This is a genomic window from Methylobacterium sp. NEAU K (assembly GCF_030700285.1).
In the GTDB taxonomy this organism is placed as follows: Bacteria; Pseudomonadota; Alphaproteobacteria; order Rhizobiales; family Beijerinckiaceae; genus Methylobacterium.
This window is the reverse complement of sequence record NZ_JAUYZJ010000066.1, coordinates 1-13,949: the sequence shown is the minus strand read 5'-3', so window position 1 is coordinate 13,949 and position 13,949 is coordinate 1. Positions and strand designations below refer to the sequence as shown.

The following is a 13,949-nucleotide window of genomic DNA, read 5'->3' as shown; positions in this document are numbered from 1 at the left end:
GACGAAGGGCGGCCTGCTGCTGCAGGCGCTGGCCACCGACGCGCAGGACCGGGACCTGCCGCTGCGGTTTGCGGTCGTGGGCTTCTCCGACCCGGCGCTCGCCGGCGGGCTGGCGCGGGTCGGGGTCGCCCAGACCGGGCGCTACGCCAACGACGATCCGACACTCGACCGGGTTGCGCGGGCGGCCGTTCAGATAGCTGAGACCGGTCATCACTTTGAGGACGACGAGACGCTCGATCTCCTGCAGCAGGTCTCAGCCGACCTGGTCCTGCTGCCGGCGATCTGGCCGGAGACCTACTCGTACGCCTTAACGCTGGGGCTGCGGACCGGCCTGCCGGTGGTCGCCTTCGATCTCGGCGCGCAGGGCGAGTGGCTCCGCGCCGACCCGAACGGCCACGTCCTGCCCTACGCCCTGGCCTCCGACCCGACCGGCCTGAACGACCGGCTGATGGCGATCGACATCTCGGCGCGTGAGCGACAGTCCATCCCGATCCGAGCCGCCGCCTATGACGACCTGATGCGCGACTACTATGCGTTGACGGTGTGACGCCCGCTGCCACCGCGAGGGGTCCCCGCCGGTGTCGTGAACCCGGCCCTCCCTGAGGCAATCCGCCCGGAAGCCGGAGCAGGGGGGGAGCGGCCCAGGATCGCTACCGATCCGGTCAACGCACTTTAGCCCATTTTTTCGGCGAAGCATGCAGCGAACCGCAGAGGCCAATCCCGATGTCCGCTCTCCCGACGGCTCAGATGCAGAAGAGCCCGGCCGAGTCCTACCTGCACGTCCTGCACGCGCTGATCCTGCGCGACATGCGCACGCGCTTCGGAGCCTCGATCTGGGGCTACGCCGTGGTAGTCCTCTGGCCCTGCGTACACGTCTTCATGCTGATCGCCATCTACACCTTCCAGAAGCTGGCAGCGCCGCTCGGCGACAGCAGACCGTTATTCTTTGCCACGGGCGCCGTCCCGGTGCTGGTGTTTCAGTATATTTCCCGCGAAGTCATGAAATCCGTGATCATGAATCGGCCATTGACCTATTATCCTCAGGTCAAACTGTTCGATCTCGTCTTTTCCCGCATCCTGGTTGAAATTGTGACCGGATTCCTCGCCTTGTTGGTCGTTACGTCCGTCCTGATTGCGATAGGAACCAACCCGGTCCCTGCAGATCCGCTCACCGCCGTCTGTGGCTACGTGGCCGCGATCGTCCTGGGAATTGGAGTGGGGACAATCAACGTCGCCATCATCGGATTTTTTCCCGGATGGATGATCGGCTACGCGCTGTTCAGCATCATCATGTATGTATCCAGCGGCGTCATGTTCTTGCCGAGCTACATGCCTGATAAGATTTATTATTGGATGAAATTCAATCCCGCTCTCCAATGCGCGGAATGGGTGAGGTCGGCCTATTATCCTTATGCTGGAATCCATGTCGACTATTTGTACGTCATTATGTTCGGCTTGACCGCCGCGAGCATCGGCCTGTTTCTGGTGAAGCATGTCGTCAGCAAGATTCAGGGCTGAGCCGGACTTACCCGTTTCGCTTCGTCCATCTCAGGCTCACGACCGTGATTTGGACTGCGCCTTGAACGGTCAAGTCTATCGGCTGGTCTCTTGTAGATGACTTCAAGGATGGTCTGATGCCACTCAGGCGGGGCGGTGGTGCCACACGTTCGATGATGGCGGCCGATCGGCGATGCACCTCCTCCGTCGCCTCTGACAGCTCCCGATACTGTTGCTATCCTTCAGCTCAGGTTCTCGCATGACGGAAAACCTCATCGATGATGTCGGAACGAGATACATTCGTCAGATACAGCAGCAGAAAATCGAGCTGACTATCCTTAAATCCCAACTCGCGGATGCCCTACGCGATCGCGACGCGTCCCGCGATCAGGCGCGGGCGCAATCCGGAGCCATGGCGATCCTCTTGGATTCCCTGCTGGCGAGCTTGCGGCCCTACGGTTTCAGTCGCAAAAAATTCCTCGCCGCGGTTCGAAAGGCGGCCCTCGCTGTCCCTTCGCATGGGCCCGACGCGCTTCAACACGCCGTCCTTTTTGATGTCTCGAACAAGATTCTTCGACGGCCGGCCACTCGGTCCCATGCCTCAATCGCGGCTCGGCTTTCGTAGACCTCGGCGTACCACCTGCCCATTCGCACTTGAAAGCCGGACCCACGAATTATGGATGTCGAGCTTCTGACAGTTTTCAACGCTTTGATAAATTTGAGATCTAATCTACACGCGCGCCCCCATATTTTTAGCCGCGAGCTCGATTTTCTCTCCTTCGCCACGAAAATGGCCCCGTACTCAAATTCACAACTGTTGCAAGATATTTGGGTTTTGTTTGAATTGAAAGAGAAGCGGAACGGGTATTTTGTTGAATTCGGCGCCTGCGATGGCGTGAGCCTCAGCAACACCCTTCTTCTCGAGAAGACTTTCAGCTGGCAGGGTGCTGTCGCCGAGCCTGCCAGAGCTTGGCACGAGGCGCTATACCGCAACCGCGACTGCTACATCAGCGATAAATGCGTCTACAAGACCGACGGCGTTGAAGTCCTGTTCAATGAGGCCGACATCGGCGAATTATCGGGCATGACAGATTTCGTTGGGAGCGATTTTCATTCGGGTTTTCGTCAAGACGGCTCGGAATATCCGGTTAAGACGATCTCGTTGGGAAAATTTCTCTCGGAGGCCCGCGCACCGAAACGGATCGACTACATGAGCATCGATGTCGAGGGCAGCGAGTTCGATGTACTCCAGAATTTCGACTTCGCGCAGCATGATATCGCTCTTATCAGCATCGAGCATAATTTTTCGGAGAGCCGCGAGAGAATATACGACTTGCTGACCGGTTTGGGATACCGTCGGCGATTCAGGCAACTTTCCATGTTCGACGACTGGTATGTACGACCCGATCTCTTGAGCCCAACTGTTTAGGGATTCGGTTCGGTGTCGGCAGAAAAAGCGCTCGCAATATTGGATTCGATGTTCGATCTGTTTAAGCAGATGGGCAGCGGCATTGCTCTTGACCTGCAATGGGTGGAGATATCGAGGCGTCTCGATCGGGTCCGCACAGAAGTCGTCTGGTCGGCCGACCTTGCCTTCGTCGCCACGAAGCTGAAAGCAAACGCCGCCTTTTATGCGACGACTTATCGGCCCCACCACGGATCAGACCGGATCAGGAGATCGAACGCCGACAAACTTGATAAAGTTGTTGCGCAGTATTCTATTCTCCGTGCACACTTGGAACAGCAGCTGCCGGTTCCCTAGGCCATCGCTTAAGCTATCCATCTCGAAGATCGATGGCTCTGCTCGGCCTCGCCCTGTGGTATTAAAATTAGGTTGTCTTCATTTTCTTGCATCGATTCTCGCTTTAATTTTCCGCTTAGCGGAAAACGGATCTGGGGGGCATTGCGTCGAGAGCAGTCAAAATTAAAATTTGGGCAAGCTGATAATTCCGGCAAGCTTCCCCTGTAAACTCGATTTCAACGTTGGCGGTACCGTTGTGATCGAATTGACCAACGGGGAGCTTCATATCCGATCGAGAAATGCCGCTATCTCCAGCGCTCGTAAGCTCATGCGCCAGCTCGTAACGAAGGCAGCAGCTTGTCCGACGAGTTGATCGCGGAGTGGCGTACAGAAGCGGCCCGCGAAGACCATCATGACTGCTCTCTACGCTCGGGAGGCTTTAGCGCTGCCGTGTCCTGTCTCATCGCGGGCAGATCGCCTCGGAAGCCCGTCATCGATTTTGCTTATCCAGCCGCTCGCCGGTGGCGCGACGGATGACGCCGCCGCCGATCAGCCGCTTGAACGGGCTGGCCTTACTGCCCGGCAGCGGACGCCGGTACGGATCCACGATGCCCGCGTGCCGGTCGCGCACCCGGCGCACCCGGGCGATCGTGCCGATATCCACGACCGTCTTGGCTGCGTGGCACGGCCGGCACAGCACCTGACAGTTCGCCAGTGAGGCGTCCTCCGTCAGGGCGGTCGGGATGATGTGGTCGTAGTGGAACCGGCCGACCTGCAGCGTGCACGGGCAGCGGCTGCCGTCCGTGAGCATCCCCTCGCAGCGCCCGTCCGCCCGGGCGAGTGCGGCCCGCAGCACCGCCTTGCTGAACTCCCGCCGGGCCATCACTCCGCTCCCGCAGAGGTTCTTGCGGTCGGGCCGCCCAAATCCGCCGCGATCACCGCGCGCTCGGCGGCCGTCTCGGCCAGACGGTAGGCGTGCAGTTCCCGCGCCCCGAGGCCGGCGCAAGCGGCGAGCCAGCCGAGAAAGCCGGGATCGCCCCTCTCGCAGGCGCGGGCGGCGACGATCGCACCCTGTCCCTGCGCCGCGCGAGCGACGGCGAGGACGAGCGCGGCGTCTTCGGCGACAAGATCAAGGGTGTCGAGCGGCTGGACCACGACGACATAGCGCCGGCCCGAGTGCCCCCGCCAAGCGCTCATGGCGAGGGCGGGCGCGCCGCGCAGGCCCGTGCTCGTGCACAGGCGCTCCTCGCGCACAGGGGAGGGGGCGGAGCGGTCAGCCTTCAGTTCGCGCAAGGCAGCGGCCCAGGAGATGCTGCGGTTGGACATGGCCGCCCTCATGCCGATGGAGAGGAGGACGGCGTGAAGCGCAGGCTCGATGCCGCACGGCAACGGGGTATCGGCGCCGGGTCGCCATCAAGCGGTGCGGGGAGGGGGCGGATCTGGACCGGATGTCGGGTTTGCATGACGCGCCTCGAGCTCGCGGCGGGATCAGCCCCGCCACTGCCCCGACCCCGCACGCGGCTCGATGAGCCTGCGGGGCGACGCGATCGTGTAGGTCCCTATGCCCGGCAGCCGGTGGCGAGCCTCAGTCCGCCGGCATCGGACCGCTGAACGCTCTCCGCATTCGGCCCCTCGGGCACAGGGCGCCATGCAGTGCGGCGGCCCCCTGCGGCAGAGCGTCGGTATCGAAGGGCGTGCACCCCGTTTCGGCCTCCGTGTCCTCGGCGGCGCAGGTCCGGATGACTTCCAACCGCGCGGCCACGTTGGTCGGGCGCACGTGGCTCGCGGGGGGACGAGGCGTCTGGCTCAGACTGGGCCTGCTCATAATCCTCTCGCCTCGACTCGCGGGAGCTCGCTATCCCGTGACGCGACCACTCACGCTCCATTCGTCGCGGCAGTCCAGTCGAATGTAGTCGGTGCCCTGATGGAGCTTCCCAGAGCCTAACAATCGTCATCACCACCGGAGCCAGCATCAGAGTGGCGTTGAACGCTGCGACACTGCTGGCCGCGCGCCAGGCACTTCTGGAGCGGCGAGCAGTGTCGCGGCGATGCAGGCCAGGAACGATGAGACGGGGGTGTCGGCCGGAATGTGCGAAGCCGGCCTATGCGGACTGTGTTGCGTATGGGCCACGTCCGTCCCGCAAACCGGAAGCGGCCTAGGCTCGACCCTGGGGTTCACGTAGCAGTTGCACTTGGCTTTCGATGGCCCGATTCGCGGTTGTCGGACAGGATCAGAGGACGACGGCCGATGGCGCGGCAATGATCGTGATGCGGCGCGGCCTGCGCCGGGCGTTGGCGGGTTCGACGGCACTGACGGTGGCATTCTCCCTCGGAGCGGGCATCGCACGCGCCGATGGCGGCCAAGGCGCATCGAATGGGCCCTATGCAGGCGGCACCGGTGGCGCCGGCTACATCGGCAATCCCGGCACCGCGGGCGCGGATGTTCCCAGCGGCACCTTTGGCCCTGGCGGCGGCGGTGGCGGCGCCGGCGGGGGCGCCGGCGGCCGGGGCGGCAACGAGGCGGCGAATGCCGGCGGGGCGGGCGGGGCGGGCGGCACCGCGAGCACGCCCGGCTCCCGCGACGGGTCCACCGGCGGCTCGCCGGCCACCGGCTACGGCGGCGGTGGTGGTGGTGGCGGTGGCTACAACGGCAATGGCGGCGGCACGGCGAGCCTCGGCATCGGCGATCTGACCGGCGGCAACGGCGGCAATGGCGGCACTGGCGGCAGTGGCAATGGCGGCGGCGGCGGCGGCGGTGCGGGCGGCTACGGCGGTTTAGTCACGGGGGCAACCGCGAGCACCTACGCCGGTACGATCGTCGGCGGTCTCGGGGGCAGCGGCGGTGCCGGCTTCATGGGGGGCAGCGGTGGTGACGGTGGCCTTGGGCTGTACTTCACAACGGCGGGGGCCAGTCTCACGCTGACGGCTGGATCCGTTGCGGGCGGTAACGGCGGCGTCGGCGGTACCTCTGCCGCCGGTGGCGCCGGGGGCACCGGCATCGGCGGCACGACTTTAACAATCACCAACAGCGGCACGATCGCGGGAGGCAACGGCGGCGCCGGCGCTTCATCCCCCTCCTTCGACGACGGCGGCAACGGCGGTGCCGGGGGCGCCGGCATCAGCGGCGCCAACCACACGATCACCAACAGCGGCACCATCGCGGGCGGCAACGGCGGCGCCGGCGGTGCAGCCGGCTTTTTCGGCAGCAGCGGCGGCGGCGGGGCCGGGGGCAACGGCATCGGCGGCACGAGTTTCACGATCACCAACAGCGGCACCATCGCGGGAGGCAACGGCGGCGCCGGCGGTACCAACTCCTTCGGCAATGGTGGCCCCGGCGGTGCCGGGGGCGCCGGCATCAGCGGCGCGAACCTCACGGTCATCAACAGCGGCACGATCACCGGGGGCGCGGGTGGGGCCGGCGGGAGTAACGCAACGAACGGCGCAGCCGGCAAAGCGATCAGCTTCACGGGCGGTGTGAACAGCCTGACCATCACGTCGAGTTCGGTCATCACCGGGACCGTCGCGGCCTTCTCCACCGCCGACACCTTCGGGCTCGGGGGTAGCACCAACGCGAGCTTCAGCCTCGCCCAGATCGGGGCGGCCAACGGAGCGACGCAATACCAGGGCTTCGGCATCCTCCAGAAGTCCGGCACGAGCACCTGGACCGTCACCGGCACGCCGGGGACGCCGCTGGCCTATCAGATCACCGCAGGCACCCTCGACCTCAACGGCGCCACGCAGACCGCCACGTCGCTCCGGCTCACCGGTGGCACGCTCGCCAACGGCACGCTCACCAGCACCGGCGCCTTCGACGTGCAGTCAGGCACGGTCTCGGCGGTGCTGACCGGCACCAGCGCCCTGACCAAGACCACGACCGGCACGGTCACCCTGTCCGGCGCCAATACCTACACCGGCGCGACGACGGTCAGCGGCGGTATCCTTAACGTCACCGGGTCGCTCGTCTCTGCGGCAACCGTGAACAGCGGCGGCACGCTCGCCGGCGCGGGCGCGGTCGGCGGCCTGTCGGTGGCCACGGGCGGCCTCGTCCATCCCGGCGCGGTCGCGGGCGTGCCCACGACGCTCCACGTCGCCGGCAACGTCACCTTCGCCGCCGGCTCGACCTACCGCGTCGCGCTGACCCCCACGGCAGGCGACCGCATCACCGCCACCGGCACTGCCACGATCAACGGCGGCACCGTGGATGTGCGCGCAGGCACGGGCACGTACACACCCACCACCTACACCCTGCTCTCGGCAGCGGGCGGTCTCACGGGCACCTTCACCAGCCTGCAGACCACAACCAACCTCGCCTTCCTGACGCCGACGCTCAGTTACGGCGCCAACACGGTCGGCCTCACCCTGACCCAGGCCGCGCCGGTCACCAGCGTGGCGACCACGATCAACCAGACCGGCGCCGGCACCGCCGTCCAGGCCGCCGTCACCAGCATGGCGAGCGCGCCGGCCGCCACGACGGCGCCGAGCGCCACCACGGCCACCTCCGCTGCGACGACCGCGACCACTACAAGCACGACCACCGCCAGCACGGCCACCGCCAGCACGGCCGCAGCCACCACGACCACAGCAGCACCGCTGACGCCGGCCGCACAGGTGGCGGTGGCGGTACTGAACCAGACGGCGCCCGGTGCGGTGCAGGCGCTCAACAGCCTGTCGGGCGAGGTTCAGGGGAGCGCAATCTCGGCCATCGCCCAGACTGCCTTCGTCGTCGAGGGGGCGATCCTCGACCACCTGCGCTTCGGCGCAGGCGACGGCTTTGCCCAGGGCCTCGGCTCCGGCGGTCCGGGCCTGACGGGTACGATCGGCCAGCGCTTTGCCCCCGGCACCACCCTCCCGGCGGCCTACTCGGCCGACCTCCCCGGCGGTCCGGTGATCGGCCTCGTGCCGGTGCGGCCGACGACGCCAAACTATGCCGCGTGGGGTCAGGGCTTCGGCGCCTTTGGCAGCACGGGCGGCAACGGTAACGCTGCCCGGCTCACCCGCCAGACCGGCGGCTTCGTGCTGGGTATCGAGACGGGGTTCGGGGCGCTGACGCTACCGGGCGTGTCCGACCTGCGCGTGGGCGTGGCGGCGGGCTACAGCTTCACCGCCCTCGACGTGGCGGCGCGGCAGTCCACCGCGCAGATCGAGAGCGGCTTCGGGGCAGTGTACGCCCGCGGCGCCCTCGGTCCGGTGCAGGTTCGCCTCGGCGGGGCTTATGCCGGCAACGCTCTCGACACCCGACGCACGGTGCTGTTCCCTGGCTTTAGCCAAGCCGTGACCGGCAACGCCGGCGGCGACACGGTGCAGGGCTTCGGCGAGGCCGGCTACCGGGTCGGCTTCGGCACGGGCTATGTCGAACCGTTCGTGGGCGGGGCGGCGATCCACATCCGCCGCGACGGATTTTCGGAAGTGGGTGGCGCCTCGGCGCTCACCATCTACGGCCGCTCCTACGATGTGCAGACGGCGACGGTGGGCATGCAGGGGCAGGCGCTGCTGTCGGCCCTGTTCAACACGGACATGCCGCTCGTGGCGCGGGGCCTGATCGGCTACCGTCGGGCGTTCGGAGACGTGGTCCCCCAAGCGCTGCTGGCGTTCGGGGGTGGTGGCCAAGCGTTCCTGACGGCGGGCGTGCCGATCGCCCGGGACGCGGTGGTGGCCTCGGCCGGGCTCGAATGGCAGGTGGCGGCCAACACGACCATCGGTGTGAACTACACCGGCCAAGTCGGCAGCCGCGCCCAGGACCATGCCGTGAAGGGCAGCTTCAACGTCCGCTGGTGAGCGACGCTATGGGCCTGCTCATCGCCGCTCACCCCGCACCGACCATGGTTCCCTAAGGCCGCCGTAAGCGGACGGTACGGATTAGAAGATCTGTCTGAAAAGTGGTCGAAACAACTCCACAGGCGCTGTGCGTGCGTGGACAGCGTTACCGCCTGCACCACCGGATTCCGCCCACATGGCATCTGATACCGACTCTCACTGATCAGAACTCATGGACCCAGGCGCGCAGGCCGAGGGACATGATGCGCCAGGGCTGGTCGATGAGCTTGTTCCAGGCGTCACAGCAGTGGTCGAGGATCGCCTCGTATGAAGCAAAAATCCGATTGCCGAACCAGTTCTTACGGATGAACTGCCAGAGGTTCTCGACCGGATTCAGTTCGGGCGAGCGCGCTGGCGGCGGCAGCAGGGTGATGGTGGCAGGGATCACGAGCTTCCGGGTGGCGCGCCAGCCAGCCTGATCGAGCAGCAGCACGGCTTGCGCGCCGGGGGCGACGGCCCTGGCAATCTCGGCCAGGTGCAGGCTCATCGCCTCCGTGGTGCAGCGAGGCATGAATAGCCCGGCTCCCGTGCCACGAGCCGGGCAGATTGCGCCGAAGAGGTAGGCGGAGGCGGTGCACTGGTCCTTGCGCGCTGAGGGCCGTGTCCCCCGGCGTGCCCAGCGGCGGGTGAGGGCGTTCTTCTGCCCGATCCGAGCCCCGTCGCAGAACCAGACCTCTATCGGCTTGCCGCCCGTGGCCTGCGCAATCTCTGCCAGGCGGGCGGACGATACGTTAAATGCGGGGATGGTGTCCTGATCCTGAGCGTGATGGCGCGGACGGGCTGAGAGCTTCCGGTAGCCCATGCTCTGCAGAACCCGGTTCAGCGTCTGCTCGGAAACCGAGACCCCCAGGACACACAGGGCCTCGGCTTCGTTGTCCGGCCGTAGTGACACAGGAGCGGCCATCCCATCCTCCCAGGCTCCAAACCCGAGGACAGAATCACCTCCCCTTCCGCACCGCTAACCTGCGTGAGTCCGGCTCAACGAGACTTAGTATTGTTGGCCGGACGGAGCCTCATACGCCTCAGACAAAGGCCCAATCACAAAAATGCAAACTACTCCTCGAAGGGATTTATCAACGGACCTGTGGAATGTGACACGAAAACTACATTCGCAGTCAGAAATCTGACGTATCGGTTTTATTGCATGCCTGACAAGAAGAGTGGGCGCGCGGTCGCTCGAGGAGAACACATTCGTTAGCAGCAAGTGCTTACTGAGTGCGTCGGAACTCCATCGGATGGTCCGCGCCAGTATATACTAGGTATACGCCTTCCAAGGGTCGTTCAAGCATTCGTCGAGCGTCACATGCAAGAGACCTTTCACTATAGCATTCCTGCAGACACTAGCATCAACAGCCCCGCCATAAGCGTTGACGCCATTTTGACGCTTAGCAACACACAGAATAGCGATAATTCATACAATATCACGGCTATTTCAGGAACACGGACCGTCGGTGGCACAGTCCAAACGATAATTGGCCTCGATCCATCTAAATCCGATGGAGCAGATGATAAATTTTGGATCGATCCAGCTCAAAATCTTAACTACCCATCATCGTATGTTACATTTGCAGGTCTAACATATCTCACCAACGGAACATCGAATGCGGCAGGTCCTGGGCCATCCAATGCCGTCAATTTTGGTTACACTCCGCCTCCGGGCGGCCCGTCTGGAAACGGGGGTTATGGTGAGGACAACGGATCGCACGTATTTGCTTCAAGCGTCACCGCCGCGCCGTACAATCCGACGCCACCCGCCACAAACCCCATACCACCGGCCAACAACGCACCCTGCTACTGCACCGGCACGCGCGTCCTCACCGACCGCGGGGAGGTTGTAATCGAGCGCTTGGCTATCGGCGACGTCGTCGTCACCGTCGCCGGGCAGCACCGCTCGATCAAGTGGATCGGCACCCGCCGCTACATCGGCCGCTTCGCCAACACGAACCCCGCCGTGCTGCCGGTTTGCGTGAAGGCTGGGGCGCTCGCCGACGGCATCCCAACCCGCGATCTGTGGGTCTCGCCCGACCACGCGCTCTACCTCGACGGCGTGCTGATCCCCGCCGAGCACCTCGTCAACGGCGTCACCATCGTGAAGGCCGAGCGGGTGGATAGCGTCACCTACTGGCACATCGAGCTCGACAGTCACGACGTGCTGCTCGCTGAGGGTGCGCCCGCCGAGAGCTTCGTCGATGACGGCGGCAGGGCGATTTTCCACAACGCCGCCAGCTTCCGCGCTCTTTACCCGCGGCAGGCGGTATGGTCGCCGGAGGCAGTCTACTGCGCTCCGCGTGTCACGGACGGGTACGTGCTGGAATCGGTGCGCCGCCGCCTCGCCATGCGCGCTGGCCTGCCGGTGCCGACCCCACGGGTGTTCGGCGCGCTGCTCGGTCACCTCGACCTGTGCGACGGGGTGCGCATCACAGGCTGGGCGCAGGACCTCGCCCACCCGAACGGCCCGGTCTGTCTGGATATTGTCGTGAATGGCGCAGTGGTCGCGTTGGCTTACGCCGACACCTACCGGGCCGACCTGCAGGCTGCCGGCATCGGTGACGGCTGCCACGCCTTTGACTTGGACCTGCCGCAGCCGCTTTCACCCTTGGCCGCATACACGGTCGAGGTCCGCCGCTCGGCGGACGGTGCACTGGCCGGCAGGCTGCAGATCGAGGCCGCGATCGCCGTCGCCGCCTAAGCCAAGCCGGCAACGCGCGGCACCGAGGGCGATCCATGGCGCTGCACGGGCACGTCGACTGGCTGTCCCACCGGCAGATGATCGGTTGGGCACGGGACGACGCTGCGCCTGACACCGCCGTCAGCCTCGTCGTCTCGGTCGATGGCCGCGTGGTCGGCCGCTGCCTCGCTGATCGGCCCCGCGATGACCTCGTGCGTGCGGGCATCGGCCACGGGCGGCACGGCTTCGACTTCGCTTTCCCCGCCGGTGCACTGCCGGCGCTCGCCCGCTGCACGGTCGCGGTGCGCCAAGAGGGTGACGGCGCGATGCTGCCGGGCTCACCCCGGGCCCTAGATCCGATTACAGCGTTCGACGAGGATCTGCAGGAGCGGCTGGCGCAGGCCCTGGCCGAGCCCGTCGATGACGTCGAGCGGGACCGCCGGCTCGCCTTCCTGCTGAACCAAGTGCAGCGCTTGCGGTCGGGGCACGCCGAGCGGCGCAACGTGCTGTCTTGCCAGAGCCGGCCCCGCGCTCTCGTCATCGACGCTGTGATGCCGGGCTTGGGCCGCGACGCCGGCTCGAACGCAATTCTATCGCACATGCGCTCACTGCAACGGCTCGGGTACGCCGTCACCTTCGTGCCGACCGACCTCTGGGCCGACGGTGCCGCCCTGGAGGCCGAAGGCATCACCTGCTGCCTGCATCCCTGGTACGCCTCCGTCGAGGAGGTGCTGCGCCGGAACGCCGGGGCGTTCGCGCTGGTGTACCTGCACCGGGTCGACACCGCAGGACGCTACAGCCAGCTCGCACGCGACACGCAGCGGAGCGCGCGACTAATCTACAGCGTGGCCGACCTGCACCATCTACGCATCGCCCGGCAAGCTGACGTCGAGGACCGGGCCGATCTGGCTGCCTACGCCGAGCACTTGCGGTTCCTGGAGCTGACCGCGGCCTGTGCGGCGGATGCGGTGATCACGCACTCGATCGTCGAGGCAGCGCTGCTGCGTCGGCACATTCCGGGCGAGCGAGTCCATGTCGTGCCCTGGGCGGTTTCCACGCGCCCGACTACGGTGCCGTTTGCAGAGCGGCAAGGCTTGGCCTTCATCGGCGGCTACGGGCATCGGCCCAATGTCGACGCGGCGCACCTCCTGATCGAGGCGGTGATGCCAGAGGTGGCGACGCTCAGCCCGGCGAAACCGTGTCTACTGGTCGGTAGCCGCATGCCCGAGAGTCTGCGGACGCTAGCCGCATCGCGCCCTCACATCGAAGCGGTAGGCCACGTGGTGGATCTCGAATCCATATTCGACCGCGTTCGGCTGACGGTGGCGCCGCTGGCCTACGGGGCCGGTGTGAAGGGCAAGGTTCTGGACAGCTTGGCGGCGGGGGTGCCGTGCGTGTGCACGCCGGCCGCGGCGGAGGGGATTGTCCTGCCCAAGCTGATAGCAGAGTTGGTAGCGGATACGCCTGTGGGCCTGGCGCGGTCGATCGCGGCGCTGCACGGGGACGAGCCTTTGAACCGAGCCTGCGCCAAGGCTGGTCTAGCCTTTGTCGCCGAGCAGTGCCGCGAGGCGCGAGTGGACGCGCAGATGCGAGCGGTCGTGGGTCTTCCAACCCTTACCGACCCCGCCCTCGAGGTCCCGTAGGCCGCCCTTATGCGAACGGTACGATTTGGAAGATCTGTCTGAAAAGGGGTCGAAATAACCCCACAGGGGTTGTGCGTGCGCGGACAGCAGAACGCCTGCACCACCGGAGTCCGCCGACATGGCATCTGAGCTGAGCATCGCCCTGCGCAGCCCGCGCAGGCGTAGCCCCCGATCGTACCAGGCCTACGCGGGCTTCTGACGCTGGCCGTGGTGCTCGTGGCCGCCCTGTACTTCAAACGCGAGGACTGATCCTCCCCCGACTTCACGGACAGGGGGTTTAGCTCGCGTTCCGTTCGGCTTGCTCGGGGGTGATGTAGCCGAGTGCCGAGTGGATGCGCTGCCGATTGTAGTAGCCTTCGATGTAGGCGAACAAGTCGCGTCGGGCCTCGTCCCGGGTCGCCCATCGTCGCGGGTGGACAAGTTCGACCTTGAGGGTGTGGAAGAAGCTTTCCATCGGGGCGTTATCGTAGCAGCAGCCGGTCCGGCTCATGGAGGGTATCGCCTTCATGCCGACGAGTTGCTTTCGATAGGCCTCGGCGGCGTACTGGCTGCCGCGATCGGAATGACAGATGAGCCCAGCGGCCGG

At 65.6% G+C, this 13,949-nt stretch carries 10 protein-coding genes and 2 pseudogenes; 8 read left to right on the top strand and 4 right to left on the bottom strand.

The features are described from left to right. The 5 genes and pseudogenes from Q8W67_RS26600 to Q8W67_RS26580 form a co-directional block, all read left to right on the top strand. Window positions 1-547 (top strand): annotated as a pseudogene (locus tag Q8W67_RS26600) (glycosyl transferase); the annotation flags it as partial. Window positions 548-723: 176 nt separating this feature from the next. Then, a complete protein-coding gene (locus Q8W67_RS26595) occupies window positions 724-1,518 on the top strand; it encodes an ABC transporter permease (RefSeq protein WP_305551227.1) in 795 nt (264 codons plus the stop codon). Between the two features lie 238 nt (window positions 1,519-1,756). Then, window positions 1,757-2,122: a hypothetical protein gene (locus Q8W67_RS26590; RefSeq protein WP_305551225.1), complete on the top strand. Its 366-nt coding sequence runs from the start codon at window positions 1,757-1,759 to the stop codon at window positions 2,120-2,122. 51 nt (window positions 2,123-2,173) lie between these two features. Next, on the top strand, window positions 2,174-2,926 hold the full coding sequence (locus Q8W67_RS26585; RefSeq protein WP_305551223.1) for an FkbM family methyltransferase: 753 nt from the start codon (window positions 2,174-2,176) through the stop codon (window positions 2,924-2,926). Window positions 2,927-2,938: 12 nt separating this feature from the next. After that, window positions 2,939-3,259 carry a hypothetical protein gene (locus Q8W67_RS26580; protein WP_305551221.1) on the top strand — a complete coding sequence of 107 codons (321 nt, stop codon included), beginning with the start codon at window positions 2,939-2,941 and terminating at the stop codon, window positions 3,257-3,259. Window positions 3,260-3,728: 469 nt separating this feature from the next. Here Q8W67_RS26580 and Q8W67_RS26575 read toward each other — a convergent pair whose 3' ends face one another. Together Q8W67_RS26575 and Q8W67_RS26570 are read right to left on the bottom strand one after the other, a co-directional pair. After that, window positions 3,729-4,121 carry an HNH endonuclease signature motif containing protein gene (locus tag Q8W67_RS26575; RefSeq protein WP_305551219.1) on the bottom strand — a complete coding sequence of 131 codons (393 nt, stop codon included), beginning with the start codon at window positions 4,119-4,121 and terminating at the stop codon, window positions 3,729-3,731. Continuing rightward, window positions 4,121-4,564, bottom strand: a complete 444-nt coding sequence (locus Q8W67_RS26570) for a hypothetical protein (RefSeq protein WP_305551217.1) — start codon at window positions 4,562-4,564, stop codon at window positions 4,121-4,123. The genes Q8W67_RS26575 and Q8W67_RS26570 overlap by 1 nt, the downstream gene beginning before the upstream one ends. 933 nt (window positions 4,565-5,497) lie before the next feature. Here Q8W67_RS26570 and Q8W67_RS26565 point away from each other — a divergent pair. After that, window positions 5,498-9,013: an autotransporter domain-containing protein gene (locus Q8W67_RS26565; protein ID WP_305551215.1), complete on the top strand. Its 3,516-nt coding sequence runs from the start codon at window positions 5,498-5,500 to the stop codon at window positions 9,011-9,013. 202 nt (window positions 9,014-9,215) lie between these two features. Here Q8W67_RS26565 and Q8W67_RS26560 read toward each other — a convergent pair. Further along, window positions 9,216-9,899: pseudogene (locus Q8W67_RS26560) on the bottom strand (IS630 family transposase); the annotation flags it as partial. Between the two features lie 456 nt (window positions 9,900-10,355). On the opposite strand from Q8W67_RS26560, the gene Q8W67_RS26555 reads away from it, so the two are divergent. Then, the gene (locus Q8W67_RS26555; RefSeq protein WP_305551213.1) at window positions 10,356-11,741 is read left to right on the top strand and encodes a Hint domain-containing protein; all 1,386 of its coding nucleotides are present in this window, start codon (window positions 10,356-10,358) and stop codon (window positions 11,739-11,741) included. 35 nt (window positions 11,742-11,776) lie between these two features. Then, window positions 11,777-13,363, top strand: coding sequence for a glycosyltransferase (locus Q8W67_RS26550; RefSeq protein WP_305551211.1), 1,587 nt, complete (start codon window positions 11,777-11,779; stop codon window positions 13,361-13,363). 277 nt (window positions 13,364-13,640) lie between these two features. Here the strand turns inward: Q8W67_RS26550 and Q8W67_RS26545 are convergent. Then, window positions 13,641-13,949: IS3 family transposase (locus tag Q8W67_RS26545; RefSeq protein WP_305550467.1), on the bottom strand; the 309-nt coding region annotated here is incomplete at its 5' end.